General features: G+C 64.1%; 19 protein-coding genes. 14 read left to right on the forward strand and 5 right to left on the reverse strand.

All coding sequences use genetic code 11. The features are described 5' to 3' along the window. Positions 1-85 precede the first annotated feature (85 nt). The 6 genes from AC0L25_RS08600 (at position 86) to lpxK (ending at position 5,681) form a co-directional block, all read left to right on the forward strand. Positions 86-1,429 carry a TldD/PmbA family protein gene (locus AC0L25_RS08600; protein WP_473595098.1) on the forward strand — a complete coding sequence of 448 codons (1,344 nt, stop codon included), beginning with the start codon at positions 86-88 and terminating at the stop codon, positions 1,427-1,429. Next, on the forward strand, positions 1,416-2,222 hold the full coding sequence (locus AC0L25_RS08605) for a 3'(2'),5'-bisphosphate nucleotidase CysQ (RefSeq protein ID WP_473595099.1): 807 nt from the start codon (positions 1,416-1,418) through the stop codon (positions 2,220-2,222). The genes AC0L25_RS08600 and AC0L25_RS08605 overlap by 14 nt, the downstream gene beginning before the upstream one ends. 76 nt (positions 2,223-2,298) lie before the next feature. Then, positions 2,299-2,544 (forward strand): DUF4170 domain-containing protein, encoded by a 246-nt coding sequence (locus AC0L25_RS08610; RefSeq protein WP_027153864.1) that lies wholly within the window; start codon positions 2,299-2,301, stop codon positions 2,542-2,544. A gap of 5 nt (positions 2,545-2,549) precedes the next feature. Continuing rightward, a complete protein-coding gene (locus tag AC0L25_RS08615; RefSeq protein ID WP_473595100.1) occupies positions 2,550-3,338 on the forward strand; it encodes a lysophospholipid acyltransferase family protein in 789 nt (262 codons plus the stop codon). Beyond that, positions 3,335-4,651 carry a lipid IV(A) 3-deoxy-D-manno-octulosonic acid transferase gene (gene waaA, locus AC0L25_RS08620; protein ID WP_352951799.1) on the forward strand — a complete coding sequence of 439 codons (1,317 nt, stop codon included), beginning with the start codon at positions 3,335-3,337 and terminating at the stop codon, positions 4,649-4,651. The genes AC0L25_RS08615 and waaA overlap by 4 nt, the downstream gene beginning before the upstream one ends. A 1-nt stretch (position 4,652) precedes the next feature. Next, the gene (lpxK, locus tag AC0L25_RS08625; protein ID WP_473595101.1) at positions 4,653-5,681 is read left to right on the forward strand and encodes a tetraacyldisaccharide 4'-kinase; all 1,029 of its coding nucleotides are present in this window, start codon (positions 4,653-4,655) and stop codon (positions 5,679-5,681) included. A gap of 24 nt (positions 5,682-5,705) precedes the next feature. On the opposite strand, the gene AC0L25_RS08630 is transcribed toward lpxK, so the two are convergent. Both AC0L25_RS08630 and AC0L25_RS08635 read right to left on the reverse strand, forming a co-directional pair. Then, positions 5,706-5,939 carry a DUF2093 domain-containing protein gene (locus AC0L25_RS08630; protein WP_095496171.1) on the reverse strand — a complete coding sequence of 78 codons (234 nt, stop codon included), beginning with the start codon at positions 5,937-5,939 and terminating at the stop codon, positions 5,706-5,708. Positions 5,940-6,082: 143 nt separating this feature from the next. Continuing rightward, positions 6,083-7,009 (reverse strand): LysR substrate-binding domain-containing protein, encoded by a 927-nt coding sequence (locus AC0L25_RS08635; RefSeq protein WP_473595102.1) that lies wholly within the window; start codon positions 7,007-7,009, stop codon positions 6,083-6,085. Positions 7,010-7,099: 90 nt separating this feature from the next. On the opposite strand from AC0L25_RS08635, the gene AC0L25_RS08640 reads away from it, so the two are divergent. Continuing rightward, positions 7,100-7,993 carry a DMT family transporter gene (locus AC0L25_RS08640; RefSeq protein ID WP_473595103.1) on the forward strand — a complete coding sequence of 298 codons (894 nt, stop codon included), beginning with the start codon at positions 7,100-7,102 and terminating at the stop codon, positions 7,991-7,993. Between the two features lie 84 nt (positions 7,994-8,077). Here AC0L25_RS08640 and mutL read toward each other — a convergent pair whose 3' ends face one another. Next, positions 8,078-9,967, reverse strand: coding sequence for a DNA mismatch repair endonuclease MutL (gene mutL, locus AC0L25_RS08645; RefSeq protein WP_473595104.1), 1,890 nt, complete (start codon positions 9,965-9,967; stop codon positions 8,078-8,080). Between the two features lie 80 nt (positions 9,968-10,047). Continuing rightward, positions 10,048-10,950: a LysR substrate-binding domain-containing protein gene (locus tag AC0L25_RS08650; protein ID WP_352951803.1), complete on the reverse strand. Its 903-nt coding sequence runs from the start codon at positions 10,948-10,950 to the stop codon at positions 10,048-10,050. A 92-nt stretch (positions 10,951-11,042) separates the two neighbouring features. On the opposite strand from AC0L25_RS08650, the gene AC0L25_RS08655 reads away from it, so the two are divergent. The 5 genes from AC0L25_RS08655 (at position 11,043) to AC0L25_RS08675 (ending at position 16,649) form a co-directional block, all read left to right on the forward strand. Continuing rightward, on the forward strand, positions 11,043-12,593 hold the full coding sequence (locus AC0L25_RS08655) for a trimethylamine methyltransferase family protein (RefSeq protein ID WP_473595105.1): 1,551 nt from the start codon (positions 11,043-11,045) through the stop codon (positions 12,591-12,593). A gap of 42 nt (positions 12,594-12,635) precedes the next feature. Beyond that, positions 12,636-14,285 (forward strand): ABC transporter substrate-binding protein, encoded by a 1,650-nt coding sequence (locus AC0L25_RS08660; protein ID WP_473595106.1) that lies wholly within the window; start codon positions 12,636-12,638, stop codon positions 14,283-14,285. 136 nt (positions 14,286-14,421) lie between these two features. Beyond that, positions 14,422-14,901, forward strand: coding sequence for a DUF3828 domain-containing protein (locus AC0L25_RS08665; RefSeq protein ID WP_473595107.1), 480 nt, complete (start codon positions 14,422-14,424; stop codon positions 14,899-14,901). A 4-nt stretch (positions 14,902-14,905) separates the two neighbouring features. Then, on the forward strand, positions 14,906-15,454 hold the full coding sequence (locus AC0L25_RS08670) for a YqhG/Tai3 family protein (protein ID WP_473595108.1): 549 nt from the start codon (positions 14,906-14,908) through the stop codon (positions 15,452-15,454). Positions 15,455-15,464: 10 nt separating this feature from the next. After that, positions 15,465-16,649, forward strand: coding sequence for a mandelate racemase/muconate lactonizing enzyme family protein (locus tag AC0L25_RS08675; RefSeq protein ID WP_473595109.1), 1,185 nt, complete (start codon positions 15,465-15,467; stop codon positions 16,647-16,649). A 29-nt stretch (positions 16,650-16,678) separates the two neighbouring features. Here AC0L25_RS08675 and queF read toward each other — a convergent pair whose 3' ends face one another. Then, a complete protein-coding gene (gene queF / locus AC0L25_RS08680) occupies positions 16,679-17,140 on the reverse strand; it encodes a preQ(1) synthase (RefSeq protein WP_473595110.1) in 462 nt (153 codons plus the stop codon). A gap of 112 nt (positions 17,141-17,252) precedes the next feature. Here queF and AC0L25_RS08685 point away from each other — a divergent pair, with 112 nt between their 5' ends. Continuing rightward, on the forward strand, positions 17,253-19,298 hold the full coding sequence (locus AC0L25_RS08685; RefSeq protein WP_473595111.1) for an oxidoreductase: 2,046 nt from the start codon (positions 17,253-17,255) through the stop codon (positions 19,296-19,298). Positions 19,299-19,483: 185 nt separating this feature from the next. Beyond that, positions 19,484-19,726 carry a type II toxin-antitoxin system Phd/YefM family antitoxin gene (locus AC0L25_RS08690; RefSeq protein ID WP_473595112.1) on the forward strand — a complete coding sequence of 81 codons (243 nt, stop codon included), beginning with the start codon at positions 19,484-19,486 and terminating at the stop codon, positions 19,724-19,726. Positions 19,727-19,736 lie beyond the last annotated feature (10 nt).

The raw sequence follows: 19,736 nt of genomic DNA on the forward strand, positions 1-19,736 counted from the left end.
TCTGCCATTGCACAAGCCACATCGGAACAATAGATGGTGCGGAGCGGCCGCCCCTTATGTCAGGCGGAAAAACAGGATTATGTGCATGACCGATACGCTGGACTCAGCGAAATTGACCGACCGCGTCGCGGCCCTGGTCGAGGCTGCCAAACGGGCCGGCGCCGACGCCGCCGACGCGGTTGCGGTGCGCGGCCGTTCGACCGGCGTGTCGGTGCGGCTTGGCAAGGTCGAGGGTACGGAGGCGTCCGAGAGCGAGGATGTCTCGCTGCGCGTCTTCGTCGGTAAGCGGGTGGCGAGCGTCTCGGCAACCGCTGCCTCCGACCCGAAAGCGCTAGCCGAGCGCGCCGTGGCGATGGCGAAAGTCTCGCCGGAAGATCCCTATCAGGGACTCGCCGATCCGGCCCTGCTGGTCAGGAAGCCGCGCGACCTCGATCTGTTCGACGCGACGGAAGTTTCGGCCGACCAGTTGAAGGAAGCAGCGCTGGCCGCGGAAGCGGCGGCCCTTGCCGTCAAGGGCGTTACCAATTCGGCCGGCAGCGGCGCCAGCGCCGGCCTTGGCGGGCTGGTGCTCGCCACCTCGCACGGCTTTGTCGGCCACTACGTCGCGTCCCGCTTTTCGCGCTCGACCAGCGTCATTGCCGGCGAGGGCACCGGCATGGAGCGCGATTATGAATTCTCCTCGCGCCAGCATTTCTCCGACCTGGACGCACCCGAGGACATCGGCCGCAAGGCCGGCGAACGCGCCGCGCGGCGCATCGGCGCGCGCAAGGCTGCGACCGGGCCGGTCGACGTGGTGTTCGACCCGCGCGTCGCCCGCGGCATCGCCGGCCATCTCGCCGGCGCCATCAACGGCGCGTCCGTCGCGCGCAAGACCAGCTTTTTGCGCGACATGATGGGCAAGCAGGTAGCGGCGGCGGCGATCACCGTCACCGACGAGCCGCTCCGGCTCCGCGGCCAGGCATCGCGCCCGTTCGACGGCGAAGGCATCGAGGGCGAAAAGCTGCTCATGGTTGAGAAGGGCGTTTTGAACCACTGGTTCCTGTCGACCTCGGTCGCGCGGGAACTGGAGCTGACCACCAACGGGCGCGGCTCGCGCAACGGCTCCTCCGTCTCGCCGTCGTCAACCAACCTCGCTATCGAGCCGGGCGAGCGAACGCCCGAAGACCTCATCAAGTCGCTCAAATCAGGCTTCTACGTCACCGAAGTGTTCGGCCAGGGCGTCGACATGGTGACTGGCGAGTACAGCCGCGGCGCTTCCGGCTTCTGGATCGAAAATGGCGAGCTCGCCTATCCGGTTGCGGAAGTGACCATCGCCTCGAACCTGAAGACCATGTTCCTCAACATGGTTCCGGCGAGCGATCTCGATCGCAATTTCGGCACCGCCGCACCAACACTTCTGATCGAAGGCATGACCCTTGCCGGAGCTTGACCAGGTCACCTCTGCCGGGGCTCGCGAGGATCTGCCGCTGCTGCGCGACGCCGCCCGCGAGGCGGGCGCCATCGCCATGCGCTATTTCGGCAACAATCCGCAAGTGTGGATGAAGGGCGGCACCTCGCCAGTGAGCGAGGCCGATCACGCCGCCGACGCCTATCTGCGCGAAACCTTGCTTGCAGCGCGGCCGGACTATGGCTGGCTGTCGGAGGAGACAGCCGACGATCCGGCAAGGCTTGCCGCCCGCCGCACCTTCGTCGTCGATCCGATCGACGGCACGCGCGGCTTCCTCGAAGGCCTTCGCTCCTGGTGCGTCAGCGTCGCGGTGGTCGAGGACGGCCGCACGCTTGCCGGTGTGCTCGAATGTCCGGCCACGGAGGAGACCTATTGGGCACTGCCCGGTGAGGGGGCGTTCCTGAATGGCCGTCGCATTGCCGTGCGCCGCCCGGCAGCAATGGTGGAAATTGGCGGCCCGAAGCCGTTGATCGCCCTGATGCCGGCGGAATGGCAGGGCCGGCTGAGCCGCGTGCCCTATATTCCCTCGCTCGCCTACCGGCTGGCGATGGTCGCCAATGGCAGGCTCGACGCGACCTTCGTCAAACCCAACGCACATGACTGGGACATCGCCGCGGCGGATCTCATCCTGCGCGAAGCCGGCGGCGCATTGCTCGACCAGAAGGGCCGCCCGCCGCGCTATGCCGGTGAAGTGATCCACCACGGCGCGCTGGTTGCCGGCAGCGGCGAACTGCTCGCCGTGCTCTCCGGCGTCGTCGCAGGGCTGGACGGCTGAACATATCATCAATGGTTCCAAAGTCGGCGGCTTTGGTCTAGACCTGTCATAAACTCACGATATGTGAAGGACCGACATGACCGCGGAAGACGGAAAGAAGCAGCTTTTGCACCTGGTGTTCGGCGGCGAACTGAAGACGCTGGGCGGGACAGAATTCCGTGATCTCGACGCGCTCGACATAGTCGGCATCTATCCCGATTATCAATCCGCGCAAACGGCGTGGAAAGCCAAGGCCCAAGCCAGCGTGGACAATGCCCACATGCGTTATTTCGTCGTTCACCTGCACCGGTTGCTCGACCCCGACAACAAGCCTGCCGGTTGAGATTGATGGATCATGACGCCGTGAAAGGGCCGGCCACGAGGTCCGCGGTAAGAGGGCGCCGCGGTGACAGCTCGAAGACAATCTGGCGCAAAATACGCGAACCGCTGGCGCAATCGCGATTCGCCAAGAACGCCATCGCCAGCGTGTTTGCGCAGTTCGTTCGCCTTGTCCGCCTGACCAACCGTGTTGTCGACGGATCGGCGCAGATGTCGGGCGGCGCCTACTCGCAGTTCGAACCCATCATCATCGCGCTGTGGCACGGCCAGCATCTTCTGACACCGGCCTACTATCCCAGCGGACGGCCGCTGGTCGCCATGGTGTCGCGTAGTGCCGATGCCGAGCTCAACGCACTGATGCTCGAAAAATTCGGCATCGAGGCGGTGCGCGGCTCGGGCGGACGCGAAAGCTCGAAGCGTCGCGATAAGGGCGGTGCCAAAGCGTTGATTGCCCTGAAAAAGTCACTCGCCACCGGCAAGAACGTTGCCATGATCGCTGACATTCCCCATGGAACGCCGCGCGACGCGGGGCTTGGCATCGTTCTCCTGGCACGGCTTTCGGGCCGACCGATCCTGCCTGTCGCGATCGCCACCAGCCGCCGCAAGGTGCTGGAGCGCAGCTGGGACAAGACCACGATCAATCTGCCGTTCGGCCGCTCCTCGATCATCGTCGGAGCGCCGGTGTTCGTTCCGGCCAATGCGGATGAGACCGAAATGGGACGCAAGCGCCAGGAGGTCACGGCCGCGCTCAACGCCGCGACCGCCGAGGCTTACAGCCTCGTGGATGGCTCAAAATGAGCGAGCGCTGGGCGCGCACTTTCCTGACGGCGTATCGTTTCGCAGGCGCAGCCGCCTACCCGCTGATCGGGCCCTATGTCGCTTGGCGCACCTCCAGGGGCAAGGAGGACCGAATTCGCCGGCGCGAGCGCTATGGCATCGCCGGGCGCGAGCGGCCCGAAGGGCCGGTGATCTGGATCCATGCGGCGAGCGTCGGCGAGACAATCGCGGTCGTGCCGTTGGTCGAGAGCATCCTCGACTACGGCGTCAACATTGTGCTGACGACGGGGACTGTCACCTCCGCTCAGGTTGCCGACGAGCGGCTCGGTGACCGCATCATCCACCAATATGTGCCGCTCGACCTCAAGCCGGCGGTCAGCCGCTTCCTCGACCATTGGCGGCCGGATCTGGCGATCATCGCCGAATCGGAGATCTGGCCGATGACCATCCTGGAGCTCGGCGCACGCCGTGTGCCGCAGGTGCTGGTCAATGGCAGGCTGTCGGACCGTTCGTACAAATCCTGGAAGAAGCGCGCCAACATCGCCGAGGCGCTGTTCGAGAATCTCGCCCATGTCGTCGCCCAGTCGGATGTCGACGGCGAGCGCTTCCTCTCGCTCGGCGCCCGGCCGGTCACGGTATCCGGCAATCTCAAGGTCGACACCACGCCGCCGCCGGCCGATGAAAGGGCGCTGTACACGCTGAAGCGCCAGATCGGCGCCCGCCCGACCTGGGCGGCGATCTCGACCCATGACGGCGAGGAGGTGGTCGCTGCCGAGGTTCACGCGATGCTGCACAAGCGTCACCACGGTCTTTTGACGATCGTCGTCCCGCGCCATCCCGATCGCGCCGACGCGCTTGCCGCGCAGATTTCTGGCATGGGCCTGAAAGTCGCTCGGCGCAGCAAGGGCGACCGGACCACCGCCGATACCGACATTCTGCTCGGCGACACGATGGGCGAGATGGGGCTTTATCTCAGGCTGACAGAGATCGCCTTCGTTGGTCGTTCGCTTACCTCCGAGGGCGGCCAGAACCCGCTGGAGCCGGCCATGCTCGACACGGCGGTGCTGGCCGGCCGCAATGTCCAGAATTTTCGCGAGACCTATCAGCGCCTGCTCGACAGCGGCGGCGCCAAGCTGGTGCGCGACCGCGACATGCTGGCCGGCGCCGTCAATTTCCTGTTGAGCAACGAGGTGGCTCGCCATGAGATGATGGCGGCCGGCGCGGCGACCGTCGACGAGATGCGCGGCGCGCTGGCGCTCACGTTGAAGTCGCTCGAACCCTACATTCAGCCGTTGGTCGTCAAGTCGCGCCTCAAGGGCGCCAACGGCCGCTAAGATGGCCAGCGAAGCGCCCCCCTTCTGGTGGGAAGAACCGGACTGGCGGGCGCTGGCGCTGGCGCCGCTGTCCGCGATCTATGCGCTCATTGCCGGCCGCCGCATGCGCTCAGCATCGCGCGAAAAGGTCGAGGCGCCGGTGCTGTGCGTCGGCAACTTCACCGTCGGCGGCACTGGCAAGACGCCGGTGGCGATCGCCTTGGCCCGGCAGGCCAGGCGCATGCAGCTCAATCCCGGTTTCCTGTCGCGCGGCCATGGCGGCTCCTTCGCGCAGCCGCATGTCGTCGATCCGCATCACGACGCCGCCAAACATGTCGGCGACGAGCCGCTGCTTTTGGCCGAGCACGCGCCGGTCGCAGTGACGCCTAACCGTGCCGCCGGCGCGCGCCTTCTGCTGGAAAAGCATGGCTGCGATTTCCTGATCATGGATGACGGTTTCCAGAGCGCGCGCATCCATATCGACTATGCGCTGGTCGTCGTCGATGCACGCTACGGCGTCGGCAACGGCCACGTTATTCCTGGCGGTCCGCTCAGGGCCGATATCGTCGACCAACTGGTTTTCACCAGCGCGCTGCTGAAGATGGGCGAGGGCCTTGCTGCCGATGCGGTCGTCCGCCAGGCGGCGCGTGCCGGCCGGCCGATCTTCGAGGCGCATACACGGCCAAGCAGCAAGGCGGTGTTGGCCGGCAAGCGATTTCTGGCCTTTGCCGGCATCGGCCATCCCGACAAATTCTTCGACACGGTCCGCGAGGCCGGTGGCGAGGTTGCGCTGACCCGGGCGTTTCCGGACCATCATTTCTATGGCGAGGACGAGCTTGCCGAACTGGCAACGACAGCGCGAGGTGCCGGACTTGGCCTCATCACCACCGCCAAGGACGCCGCCCGGCTGCGCCACGATGCCGCCTCCGCCGATTTCCTCGGACAGCTCGATGTGCTGGAGATCGACACCGTGTTCGATCCCGGCCACGTGCCTCAACGCATCATCGACGAGACGCTGGATGCCTGGCGGCAGCGCAAGCTGCAGGGCTGACTTTGGAGCCGATCCGGAGCTGGTTTAGCGCCGGCTGCGCATTTCGGGATGTGCCTCGATCTCGCGGCGCAGCGAGGCCGCGGCACTCACATAGGGCTCCTGCCTAGCGACGCTCCAATATTTGAGCTCATCGAGCGGGATGCTTTCGCCGGTTACCGCGCAGCGCACGAAAGCGCCGGGGCTGGTCACCTGGAAGTCCCCGTCCAGGTAGCGGATACGGGCTTCCTTGCCGCCGGGGCCTTCAAAGCGGTTCATCATGACATGGAGCCAAGGTTCATGACGATGTCATCGCCACAAATTGCCGGCAAGGTCAAGCTTGGAGCGAGACAAGATTGGGTTTGGTCGGCTCCGTTTCGGACGACAACCAGCCGAGCAAGCCGGCAAAGTGGATGTCCGTCATCCTACTGCTCGGCTTCGATGAACTCCTCGATCTTTTCCGCCGCCAGCCCGGCCTGGGCCGCGATGCGCCGGGCAAGCTCGGCGGCGGCGGCGCGCGGTCGCCCTATAGGCCGGTCGAGCCAATAGGATATCGGGCTGAGAACGATCCGGTCGTCCACAGCGACGATGCGGCCTGACTTCAGTTGATGCTCGGTCATCGGTGGCCGCGCCAGCGCGATGCCGAGGCCGTGAGTGGCAGCATCGAGCACCAGATTGTAATCCTCGAAGCGCCGGTCCTGTGGGCGCGGACGATAGTCGATATCCTGCGCGGCAAACCAGGCGCGCCAGGCCGAAGCATCCGAATCATTGATCAACGGAAATTTGAGCAGCCGGGCAGGGTCGCCACGGCCGATCTCGCGGGCGAGGTCCGGCGAGGCGACCGGAAACACATGTTCCTCGAACAGCTGCACCGAGACGCGGCCGGGAATGCGGCCGCGGCCGCAGCGGATCGACAGATCGATGCCCTCATCGGCAAGGTCCGCCTGGCGGATATCGACATCGAGCACGATGCGCAGCTTGGACGGATTGTTTTCCAGCGCCGCCATGCGCGGCATCAGCCACAGCCCGCTGACCGACGGGATAGAGGTCAGCCGCACCACGGCGGTGCCGCGCGGCTCGATCCAGCGGTCCGAATTGCTTGCGATCAGGGCGAAGGCCTCAGTGGTGCGCAGATGCAGGCGGTTGCCTTCGATCGTCAGCGATACCCCACGCGCGCCGCGATCGAACACTTTCAGCCCGAGCCAGTCCTCGAGCTTGGCGATCTGCCGGCTGACGGCGCCATGAGTGAGGTTGAGTTTTTCGGCAGCCGCCGAAAAGCTGCCCGTCCGTGCCGCGGCGTCGAACGCGCGCAGAGTTTCGAGCGGCAGCATCGCGTCCGAGCTGTGATCCATAGTCACAGCTCACTCTCGATTTGGTCGTTTGTCAATCGGCCAGGAAAGGCGTTTTGTTTGTTTGAGGACAAGAAACGCGAGAACAATGAAATGAGCGCCTGTACCGGCACGTTGAATACGACACAGCGGATAGATACCACGGCGGCCATTGCGGTGGCGCTGACGGTGGTCGGCTGGGCCTCCGCGTTCCCGGCGATCCGTGCCGGCCTCGCCGCCTTCGGGCCGCTGGAACTCGGCGCGCTACGCTTCGCCATCGCTGCGGTGCCGGCGGCGATCTTCCTCGCAGTCAAGCGGCCGGCACTGCCCCGGTTCGATGAATTGTGGCGCTTCGGGTTCGGCGGCGCCGTCTTCGTTGCGCTGTACACGGTGATGCTCAATTTCGGCGAACTAACCGTTTCGGCGGGTGCCGCCGGCTTCATCATCAATGTCAGCCCGATCTTCACTGCGATCCTGGCGATGGCGCTGCTCGGCGAACGCTTCTCAGGCCTGGCCTGGGCCGGCACATTTCTGTCCTTCGCCGGCATCGGCATCATCGCCATGGGCGAGGGGCAAGGGTTGCATTTCAACAATGGCGCGCTGTTGGTCCTTGGCTCTGCGCTGTGCTCGGCCGTCAACACCATCGTGCAAAAGCCGCTGTTTGCCCGCCATCATCCGCTGACCATTTCGGCCTCGAACATGGTGCTCGGCGCGCTCTGCCTGCTGCCTTTCCTGCCGAGCGGCCTGGCGCAGGCGGCGGTTGCCGATAGCGCCGGCCTAGGCGCGGTCATCTTTCTCGGCATCGTGCCAAGCCTCATCGCCTACGCGGCCTGGGCGACAGCACTTTCCCGGCTGCCTGCAGCCCGTGCCTCGAACTTCCTCTATCTGGTTTCGCCGGTGGCGACGCTGATCGGCTTCTTCTGGCTGGGCGAGGTGCCGACGCTGCTTGGCATTCTCGGCGGCGCACTGGCGCTTGGCGGCGTGATCGTGGTGAATTTGAAGAGGTGAATCAAAGCTTTGGGGCGGTCTCTTGACTCAGCGGTCCCTTGACTCAGAAGAGCCGCTGAAGAGCGGCTCTTTTTGCATCCCAAGCTAACGCCTGCCGAACAGTCTTTCGATGTCGGCGAGTTTGAGCTCGATATAGGTCGGGCGGCCATGGTTGCAGGTGCCGGAGCCCGGCGTTGCTTCCATCTGGCGCAGCAGCGCGTTCATCTCCTCTGGCTTGAGCAGGCGGCCGGAACGCACCGAGCCGTGGCAGGCCATGGTCGCGGCTATTTTGTCCAGCCGCCCTTTCAGCGTGTCGACCGTGTCGTTGTCGGCGATCTCGTCGGCAAGGTCGCGCACCAGCTGCTGGACATTGGTTTCGCCGAGAATCGACGGCGTCTCGCGTACCGCGACCGCACCCGGGCCGAAGCGCTCGACGGCGAGGCCGAAGCGGGCCAGCGTTTCGGAATGCATGGCAAGCCGCTCGGCATCCTCTTCCGACAGGTCGACGATCTCGGGCAAAAGCAGCATCTGCGACGGCACGGCGCGCGCATGCAGTGCGTTCTTCAGCGCCTCGTAGACCAGCCGCTCATGCGCCGCATGCTGGTCGACGATAACAAGCGAATCCCTGGTCTGCGCGACGATGTAGTTCTCGTGTACTTGCGCCCGTGCGGCACCTAGCACCATGCCAAGCAGCGTCTCCGCCGTCTCAATCTGTCCGGCACGCGCGTCGGCGCTGTGAAGCGGTCCGGCGTCGAACACCGCCTGATCGTTTTCGCCGAAGCCGCCGTTTCCTGGTTCAGGGTGTTCAAATCCCTCGCCTTCCAAGCCCAGGTCCAGCGGCCTCTGCGGCGAGCGGGAAGGATCGAAACCGGCGAAGCCAGAGGCCCGGTAAGCCGCTTCATAGCTGCGATGGCCGTTGGCCGGCCCAGCATGCGCATAGGACGCTGCGCCCGGCCGGAATGCCGCCATCATGCCGGCCGCCCCTGATGTGGCGGCACGGATGCCGGCATTGGCGAGCGCTTCGCGGATGGCGCCGACGACCAGCCCGCGCACCAGTCCCGGATCGCGGAAGCGGACATCGGCCTTGGCTGGATGGACATTGACGTCGACGATGGCCGGGTCGAGCGTCAGGAACAGCACCGTCACCGCATGTCGATCGCGCGGCAGCACGTCGGCGAAGGCGCCACGGATGGCGCCGGCGATCAGCTTGTCGCGCACCGGCCGGCCGTTGACATAGGCGTATTGCTGCAGCGCGTTGGCGCGGCTGAAGGATGGGATCGAGACGTGGCCGGCCAGATGCACGCCGTCGCGCATGGCATCGATGGCGATGGCATTCTCCGGAAAGTCGGCGCCCATCACTTGCGCGACGCGGCGCAGCCGGCCTTCCGGACTGTCGTCGGTCGCCGGCAGTTCCAGCGTCGAGCGGTCGGAACCGGCCAGCGTGAAGCGTACGGCTGGGAAAGCGATGGCGATGCGTTTGATCACATCGCTGGTTGCTGAGCTTTCGGCGCGCTCGCCCTTCATGAATTTGAGCCGCGCCGGCGTGGCGAAGAACAGGTCGCGCACCTCGACCGTGGTGCCGCGATTGGCGGCCGCCGGCTTGACGGCGGACACGCGGCCGCCCTCGATGCCGATCTCGGCGGCGCTGTCGCCGTTGGCGGTGCGCGAGCGGATCGACAGCCGCGCCACCGAGCCTATCGACGGCAGCGCTTCGCCGCGAAAGCCGAGCGAGCGGATGTCGTGAATGTTGTCGGCGAGCTTCGAGGTGCAGTGCCGCGCGATCGCCAGCGCCAGTTCCTTCTCCGGGATACCGGAGCCGTCGTCGGTGACGCGGATCAGGTTCAGCCCGCCGCCGGCGGTGACGATCTCTATTCTGGCAGCGCCGGCATCGAGTGCGTTCTCGACCAGTTCCTTGACCACGCTTGCCGGACGCTCGATGACTTCGCCGGCGGCGATCTGGTTGATCATCGTTTCGGAAAGCTGGCGGATGGGCATGGGGTACTATAAGCGGATTCGAGACTTGCGCGGAAGCACTAGATACATACGCCGAGGCCCGTGGCAGAAGATAGGCGAGCTCATGCTTGCGCGGCCAGCCAGTCCCGCACCTTGCGAGCATTGTCGCTGAGCTCCCGGTTTCTCGACCAGATGATGTGAAAGCCCTTGCCGGTCGTCATCGTGTGGTCGGTGACGCGCACCAGCAGTCCTGAGGCAAGCAGGCGCGCGGCGAGGTGACCCCAGCCGAGCGCAATGCCTTGCCCCTCCATGACCGCCTGGATCACCAGCGCGTAGTCGTTGATGCGCAAGCCGCGTCCGGCATCGGTGATGTTGACCCCAGCCGAGTGGAACCACTCGTCCCAGCTCGCGGCCTCGCGAAACGGCTCTTCGAGATGGATGAGCCGGTGTGATGGCAGAGCCTCGACGGTTTCCGGCAGTCCGAACCGCGCCACATAGCTCGCGCCGGCGACCGGGAATATTTCCTCGTCGGCTAGCCGCAGCGAATGATAGTCCGGCCACTCCCTGGGTTCGCCGCCGCGGACGCCGAGCGGGATATCTTCGGCGATGATGTCGAGATCGCGGTCGGCGGTCTGGATGCGCAGGTCGATGCCCGGCAGTTCGTCGCGAAACTGCTGCAGGCGCGGCATCATCCAGAACGAGGCGAAGGCCGTCGACGCGGCGAGCGTCACATGGCCGCCAGTCGCCTGCAGGCGCAGGTTCTCCGCTGACCTGCGGATGTGCGACAGGCCGAGCGAGACGTCGGCGTGGAAGCGATCGCCGGCTTCGGTAAGGCTGACCTGCCGATGGCGGCGCTGGAACAGTTTCGCGCCGAGCTGCTCTTCAAGCCCGCGGATCGCATAAGAAACGGCAGCCTGCGTCATGCCGAGCTCTCGCCCGGCGGCGGTAAAGCTCGACAGCCGCCCGGCGGCCTCGAAAACGATCAGGCTGCCGGCCGACGGCAGCAGATGGCGCAAGCTTCGCATAAGCTGAGCTTATACAAGTGATCAGGATTTTCCAGCGTCACAGCCAAATTTCCTCTCGCTAGGCTGGTCGTCATTGGGAGGATAGAATTGCCATGAACGCACCGGCCGCTGAATTAACCGAGCAAACCCACCGCCGCGGCGGCGGCCGCCTTGGACGCAAGGCGCTGAGGAGCGCTCCCATAGCCTCGTTCCCGACGCTGGTGCGCCAGATTCCCGCCTATCAGATGGTCCCTGACGAGGCGGTTGAGCTAATCCACCAGGAATCGCTCTCGATCCTCGAAGAGGTGGGCTGCGAGTTCCGCGACGACGAGGCGATCGCCCTCTGGAAGGCCGCCGGAGCCGATGTCTCCGAGACGCGCGTCCGTATCGACCGTGCGCTCTTGATGGAGCTGGTCTCCAAGGTCCCACCAGAATTCACCCTCAATGCCCGCAACCCCGAGCGTACCGTCCGCGTCGGCGGCAAGAACTCCATCTTCGTGCCGATGTATGGCGCACCCTATGTGCGCGACCTCGACAACAACAGGCGCTACGGCTCGCTCGCCGATCTCAACAATTTCCACAAGCTCGCCTACATGGCACCGGCGCTGCATTCCTCGAGCTCGGTCATCTGCGAGCCGATGGAAATTGCGGTGCCGAAGCGTCACCTCCACATCATCCATTCGGCGCTGAAGCACTCAGACAAGCCGTTCATGGGCATCGTCACCTCGAAGGAGCGAGCCGAAGACACGATGGCGATGGCGGGCATCGTCTTCGGCGAGGACTATGTCCGCGACAATTCGGTGCTGGTGGCGATCACCAACTGCAATTCGCCGCTCGTCTGGGACGCCACCATGCTGGACGCGATGAAGGTCTATGCGCGCCACAACCAGCCGCTGATTCTCGCGCCCTTCGCTCTCTGCGGCGCCTCGACTTCCGCCTCTGCCGTGGGAGCGGTCGCGCAGGTCAATGCGGAAGCGCTGGCCGGCGTCGCGTTCACGCAGCTCCTGCGTCCGGGTTCTCCGCAGATCTACGGACAATTCATGGTCACGGTGGACATGAAGACCGGCGCTCCGATGGGCGGCACGCCGGAGGCCGCCCAGATGATGTATCTGATGGGGGCGCTGGCGCGGAAATACCGGCTGCCATGGCGCACGTCGGGCTTCCATGTCGGGTCGAAGCTGAACGATGCCCAGGCGGGCTACGAGGCGAACATGCTGATGCATGCCGCCATCCTTGCCGGCGCCAACTACATCTGGCACTCCGCCGGATGGCTCGAGGCCGGCCTGACCTGCGGCTATTCAAAATTTGCGACGGACTGCGAACAGCTTATTGGCTGGTACAAATACGCAGGCGGCCTTCCGTTCGACGATTTCAAGGAAGCGATGGCGGCGATCCGCGAGGTGGGGCCGCAGGGCCACTTCCTCGGCACCCAGCACACGCTTGAACATTTCGAGTCCGCCTTCTTCATGCCCAGCATCATGGACTTCAATTCGTATGAACAGTGGAAGGCTGAAGGGGCAAAGGACCACGACACGCGCGGCCGCGAGAAAGCGCGCAACATGCTCGCGGATTATGAGGAGCCGAAGCTCGATGAGGGCATCGCCGACGGCCTGACAGACTTCATCGCGCGCCGCGAGGGGAAGCTGCCTGACAGCGTTAGTTGATGCAAAGGGCGAAGACCCGACGAAACCATAAGGGAGGAAAAAATGGCACTCTTCAGAAGCAACGGTGATCGCGTGCCGAATGCGATCGAGGCGATGGCTAAGGAGGCCCGCTCAGGCCGGATGGATCGGCGCGAATTTCTGGCGCTGGCAAGCACGTTCGGGGCATCGACTGCCCTTGCCTACGGTATGATCGGTCTTGCGATGCCGGAACAGGCTTTGGCCGAAGAGCCGAAGAAAGGGGGGACGCTGCGCCTATCGATGTCGGTGAAGGCGCAGAAGGATCCGCGCACTTACGACTGGGTGGAACTTGCGAATATTTCGCGCTGCTGGCTCGAGCCGCTTGTCCGTTACACCCGCCAGTTCACATTCGAGCCGGTCCTGCTCGAAAGCTGGGACGTCAACGATGACGCCACCGAATATGTGCTGCATCTGCGCAAGGGCGTCACCTGGAACAACGGCGACGCTTTCAACGCCGATGATGTCGTCTACAATCTGACGCGTTGGTGCGAGAAGGAAGCCTCCGGCAATTCGATGGCCGCGCGCGTCGGTGCGCTGATCGACGCAAAAACCGGCAAGGCGAAGGAGGGCGCGATCACCAGGGTCGACGACAACACGGTCAAGCTGAAGCTGAACGAACCTGACATCTCGCTGATCCCGAATTTCACTGACTATCCGGCGCTCGTCGTCCACCGCAAATTCGATGCCGACGGCGCCGATCCTATCGCCAAGCCGATCGGCACCGGGCCTTTCGAACTTGTGTCGTATTCGGTCGGCCAGAACGCGGTCGTCAAGCGGCGCGAGAATGGCAAATGGTGGGGCGGTGAAGCGCCGCTCGACAGCGTCGAATTCATCGACTACGGCACTGACTTCAACGCCTCGGTGAATGCCTTCGAATCCGGCGAGATCGACGTCAATTTCGAAACACCCGCCGACTTCATCGACATCCTCGACCAGATGGATCTGGTGAAATCGGAGGTCGCGACAGCGACCACGCTCGTTGCCCGGACCAACATCACGCACAAGCCTTATGATGACCAGCGGGTGCGCAACGCGCTGCAAATGGCCGTCGACAACAACGCGGTGCTCGAACTTGGCTACGCCGGGCGCGGCACCCCAGGTGAAAACCACCACGTCAGCCCGATCCATCCGGAATACTACCCGCTGCCCAAGAAGAGACGCGACGCGGCGGGCGCCAAGGCGCTGATGGCCGAGGCCGGACAGGCCGATTTTGAGCATGAACTGATCACCGTCGAGGACGATTGGCAAAAGAACACGGGCGATGCGATTGCCGGCCAGCTGCGCGATGCCGGGATCAAGGTGAAGCGCACGGTGCTGCCGGGGTCGACCTTCTGGAACGACTGGACGAAATATCCCTATTCCATGACCATCTGGTACATGCGCCCGCTCGGCGTTCAGGTGCTGGCGCTCGGCTATCGCACCGGCGAGGCCTGGAATGAAACGGCGTATTCGAATCCTGATTTCGATGCCAAGCTCAAGCAGGCCCTCTCGCTCATCGACGTAGAGAAGCGCCGCGAGGTGATGAAGGACGTCGAGCAGATCCTGCAGGATTCGGGCGTCATCATTCAGCCGTTCTGGCAGAAGCTGTATAGCCACATGAACAAGAAGGTGAAGAATTACGCTGTCCACCAGACTTTCGAAATGGATCTCCAGAACGTCTGGCTGGACGCCTGAGTTAACGCCCAAGGGCGGGCGGCTGAGTTAACGCCCCCTTGGATTTCATGGGGCGGATTCATGGGCTGCAAAAAAGCCGGAATGCAGGATTCGTGGTATTGAACGGTTCCCACCACGAAAGCCTGGAGATTATCGGATGAGACTGACTGTGCTTGCCGCCGCTCTCTCGATCGCAGCGCCTGCGGCCGCCCTGGCCGGGCCGGCATCCAATGCGGTGAAATTCTTCTATATGCCCGAGGTCAAGTTCGAGGCCGATGCGAAATACCGCGACCGTTTCACCGAGCCGGTGACCAAGCTGTTCGACCTCAACGACCAGGCACAGAAGAACAAGCCGGACGAAGTGCCTTGCATCGACTTCGCCCCCGGTCTCGACGCGCAGGACTATGACGAGAAGACCGTCGCCAAGACGCTGAAGCTGTCTGAAGCGGTGGATGGCGACAGCGCCAGTGTGACAGTGACGTTCAACCTTTTCCCGGAAGGCGATGGTTCCAAACGCGAAATGGTCTGGTCGCTGAAGAAGGTTGACGGCAAATGGAAGGTCGCCGACATCACCTCGAAGACCAGCGGCTGGACGCTGAGTGCGCTCGAATGCCTCGCTGGCCAGGCCCCGGAGTGATGCCATGGCCCGCGTCCTGGCCCTGGTGACTGTGTGCCTGCTGGCGGCGGGTTTGAGCAGCACCGCTGCTCAGGACCTGTTCGGTGCGCCACCCGCAAACGCGCCGGCCGACAATGCGGCACCTGCCACTCCGCCGGCCGCAGAAAATGAACCGACCGCGCCGGTGCGGCCGGGTTCGCCAACGGCGGTGGTGAAACCGTTCTACGAGCATGCCGGGCTCGAGCTCGATCCGGCCCAGCGCAGCCACTTCGCCGATCCGGCGAAGTCGGTGCTCGACAAAAGCGATGCGCTGCGGAAATCGGGGCAGGGCGAGTGCCTCGATCCCAACATGGCGCTCGACAATGCGGCGTACGATAGGGCCGAGATCGACAAGAGCCTGAAGACTGTTGAAGCGGTCAAGGGCGACGAGGCCAAGGTGGTCGTCGCCTTTGTCCTTGCCGGCAATCCGCACCGGCTGGAATGGAAACTCAAGAAGATCGATGACGATTGGAAGGTCACGGATCTTCTGTCGGTGACCGGCGAATGGGCGCTCAGCCAGTACCAGTGCGAGTGAAAGCGAACCGATGAAGATCACCAACATCCGCGTCACCCATGTCAACGTTCCGCTAGACGCCCCGTTCTGGTGGACGGCTGGTCTCTACGGCGGCGCCTCGAAGTCGATCATCGAGGTCGAAACGGACGGAGGCGTGGTCGGACTGGGCGAGGCCCCGTGGTGGCATTTCGGCGAGGTGATCAAGGTCGAGATCGCGCCGGCGCTGATCGGCGCCGATCCGCTCGACATCGCCGACTGCGAGGCGCGCTGCGTGCCGCCCTGGCAGATCACCGCCAACACCGGCGAGAATGCCGCCTCCGTGGCGTTCGGCGCCGTCGAACTGGCGCTGTGGGACATCAGAGGCAAGGTCTTCGGCATGCCGCTCTACAAAGTCCTCGGCGGCGCTGTGCGCAAGGACATTCCGTTTTCGGAATATTTCTCGTTCCGCACCGCGCAGGGCGGAGCGGGTGGCGAGATGACGTCCGAGGCGATCGTCGAGTACTGCCTAAAGATGCGCGAGGAGCATGGCTCGACCATCTTCGAGGGTAAGCTGATCATGGGCGATCCCGCGCTCGAGATCAGGACCGTGCGCATGCTGCGTGAGGCGCTTGGCGACAAGGCGCAGATCAAACTCGATTCCAACATGCAGTGGTCGCTGACCACGGCGCGCTGGGTGCTGCGCGAGATCGAGCCGTTCAACATCCGCAATTATGAGGATCCGGTCGCGACCTTCGAGGAGATGGCGGCGCTGCGCCAGCACTCGCGCATTCCGTTTTCCACGCACATCCCGGATCTCAGACGAGCGGTCGCGCTCGGTGCGCCGGATTACTTTGTCTGCAATTTCGCAGCACTCGGCGGATTGTCCAAAACCCTGAAATTCATTGCCGCCTGTGAGGCGATGGGCAAGGGGTTCTGGTGCTATTCGAACGATCTCGGCATCATGACATCGGCCTATCTGCACGTCGTCGCGGCGACGCCGTGGATCACCGAAGCATCGCAGTCGCTGTTTCGCTGGCAGATCGGCGATGTCATCAAGGACGGGCCGTTCCGGCAGACCGGCAATACGGTGCGTGTGCCGGAGGGCAACGGGCTGGGCGTCGAACTTGACCCCGCTGCGATGAAGTGCTGGGCCGGGCACTTCGCCGAGCACGGGCCGATGGGCCATTTCAGCGACCCGAACAATCCTGGCCGCTACCGGCGGCTGCCGCTCAACTGATGCAACGGACGTTCCGTAGAAACTCAGGCTCACCCGCGCCCGCGATAGGGCGCAACACCGGTGTCGGGCAGCCATGCGCCTTCGGGCGGCGCGCCGGTCTGCCAGAACACGTCGATCGGAATGCCGCCGCGCGGATACCAGTAGCCGCCAACGCGCAGCCACAGTGGTTTGGTCGCGGCGATGATGCGGCGGCCGATCATGACGGTGCACTCTTCATGGAACGCTCCATGGTTGCGAAACGAGGTCATGAACAGCTTGAGCGACTTCGATTCCACCAGCAGCGTATCGGGTGCATAGTCGATGACGATATGGGCGAAGTCCGGCTGGCCGGTGACCGGGCAGAGCGAGGTGAATTCCGGGCAGGTGAAGCGAACAATGGCCGGCGGCGCGTCACCGCGCGAAAACGGCACGGTTTCCAGGACTGCCGCTTCAGGGTTCTGTGGCGCCTCGACGTTGGTCCCGAGCTGGGTAAGGTTCTTCGTATCGGTCATGGGCGGATTCCTTGCTGCACGTCACCCAAAACTGCGCAGCGGTTTGGGATACGACATGCGCGAAAACAAAAATTTGCCGCTCTTTAGCACAATTTGAAACAGCAGGAAGACGATGACCACCAACGATCCGCTTCTCCAGCCCTATCAGCTCAAACATTTGACGCTGAAGAACCGGGTCATGTCGACCAGCCATGAGCCGGCCTATTCCGAGGACGGCATGCCGAAAGAGCGCTACCGGCTCTATCACGCTGAAAAGGCCAAAGGCGGCATGGCGCTGACCATGACGGCAGGCTCGGCGATCGTCTCGCGCGACAGTCCGGCCGCTTTCGGCAATCTGCATGTCTATGACGACCGCATCGTGCCGTGGCTCACCGAGCTCGCCGATGCCTGCCACGAGCATGACTGCAAGGTGATGATCCAGATTACCCATCTCGGCCGCCGCACCGGCTGGAACAAGGCCGACTGGCTGCCGGTATTGTCCGCCTCGCCGGTGCGTGAGCCGGCACACCGCGCCTTTCCCAAGACCATCGAGGACTGGGATATAGAGCGCATCGTCGCAGACTACGCCGCCGCCGCCCAGCGCTGCCAGGCCGCTGGCCTCGACGGCATCGAGTTCGAGGCTTACGGCCATCTGATGGACGGGTTCTGGTCACCGGCCACCAACCTGCGCGACGACGATTTCGGCGGCTCGCTCGACAACCGCTTGCGCTTCACTGGCATGGTGCTCGACGCGGTGCGGGCGGCAGTCGGCGACAAGTTCGTCGTCGGCATCCGCATGGTCGCCGACGAGGACTTCGAAAAAGGCTTGTCAAAGCAGGAAGGCGTCGAGATCGCCAGACGGCTGGCCGGCTCCGGCAAGGTCGATTTCCTCAACATCATTCGCGGCTCGATCGAAACCGACGCCGCGCTGACCAAGGTCATCCCGGTGACCGGCATGCGGTCGTCGCCGCATCTCGACTTCGCCGGCGAGGTGAGGGCGGCGACGAAATTCCCGACCTTCCATGCGGCGCGGATTGCCGATGTCGCCACCGCGCGTCACGCCATCGCCACCGGCAAGCTCGACATGGTCGGTATGACCCGCGCCCACATTGCCGATCCGCACATCGTTCGGAAAGTGATGGAGGGCCGCGAGCACGAAATCCGCCCCTGCGTTGGCGCCACCTATTGCCTCGACCGTATCTATGAGGGCGGTGAGGCGCTGTGCATTCACAATGCGGCAACCGGCCGCGAGGCTGATGTTCCGCACATCATCCCGAGGACCGAGGGACCGAAGCGAAACGTGGTCGTTGTCGGCGCTGGGGCCGGCGGTCTGGAGGCGGCGCGCGTCGCGGCTGAGCGCGGGCACCAGGTGACGGTGCTGGAAGCGTCGAGCCAGGCCGGCGGCCAGGTCCGTCTGGCGACGCAGAACCCGCGCCGCAAGGAACTGATCGGCATCGTCGACTGGCGACTGGCCGAGCTCGACCGGCTCGGCGTCGAGATCCGTTATGACACCTGGGCAGAGAAGGACGATGTTCTGGCGCTGTCGCCGGACGTGGTGGTGGTCGCCACCGGCGGCCTGCCGCAGAACCCGCCGCTGGCGGCAGGCGACAATCTCGTCACGTCGAGTTGGGATATCATGGCCGGCAGCATCAAGCCGGCTGAAAACGTGCTGCTCTACGACGACAATGGCGGCCATCAGGGCATGGGTGCGGCCGAGCTGATCGCCAATAGCGGTGCAAAGCTGCAGCTGGTTTCGCCCGAACGCTTCTTCGCCCCGGAAATGGGCGGCATGAACCACGTGCCCTATATGCGCGCCTTCCAGGAAAAAGGCGTCACCATCACCATCAACACGCGGCTGCGTTCGGTGCGGCGCGAGGGCAATCAACTGGTTGCGGAGCTCGGCTCAGACTTCGCTGACGGCTGGCGCGGCGAGCGGCGGGTCGATCAGGTGGTGGTCGAGCACGGCACCTTGCCGCTCGACGATCTCTATCGCGCACTGAAACCGCTGTCGAAGAACGGCGGCGCGGTCGATTACGAGCGGCTGGTCAATGGGGGCGACATTTTCCCGGCGCGCAATCCGCAAGGCGGTTTCGTGCTCTTCCGCATCGGCGATGCGGTCGCCTCGCGCAACATTCACGCCGCAATCTATGACGGCATCAGGTTCGGCCTGAGGATCTGAGGATCGCTTTGGATTGGTGGCGCGCAGCCGAACTCCGTACGGAGAGCCACCAGGCAAGTCGGACCGACCTGCGCGCCGCGCACGCTGCTGCGGTCGAATGTCGATTGATCCCAATTGCCGAACGCAATGTTTCAGTGGGTCCAAGATGTTATATGACCACAATGGTCACAAACTAGGACAGCAGCATGCGCGAAATTCAGTTGAAGGATGCCAAGGCTATGCTTTCGGCGGTGGTCGATCAGGCCGTCGCGGGAGAACCTGCCGTCATCACGCGTCACGGGCGTAAGCAGGCCGTGATCCTGTCGTTCGAAGACTACGAACGGCTGTCGCGGGTGCCTAGCTTCGGACAATTGCTAGCGGCTTTTCCTGGTGACAAAGGCGATATTCCTCCCCGTTTTCGCAAACAGGTTCGCAAGGTTGCGTTGTAACGCGGTTGAT

The organism is Mesorhizobium sp. WSM4813, from assembly GCF_055811555.1.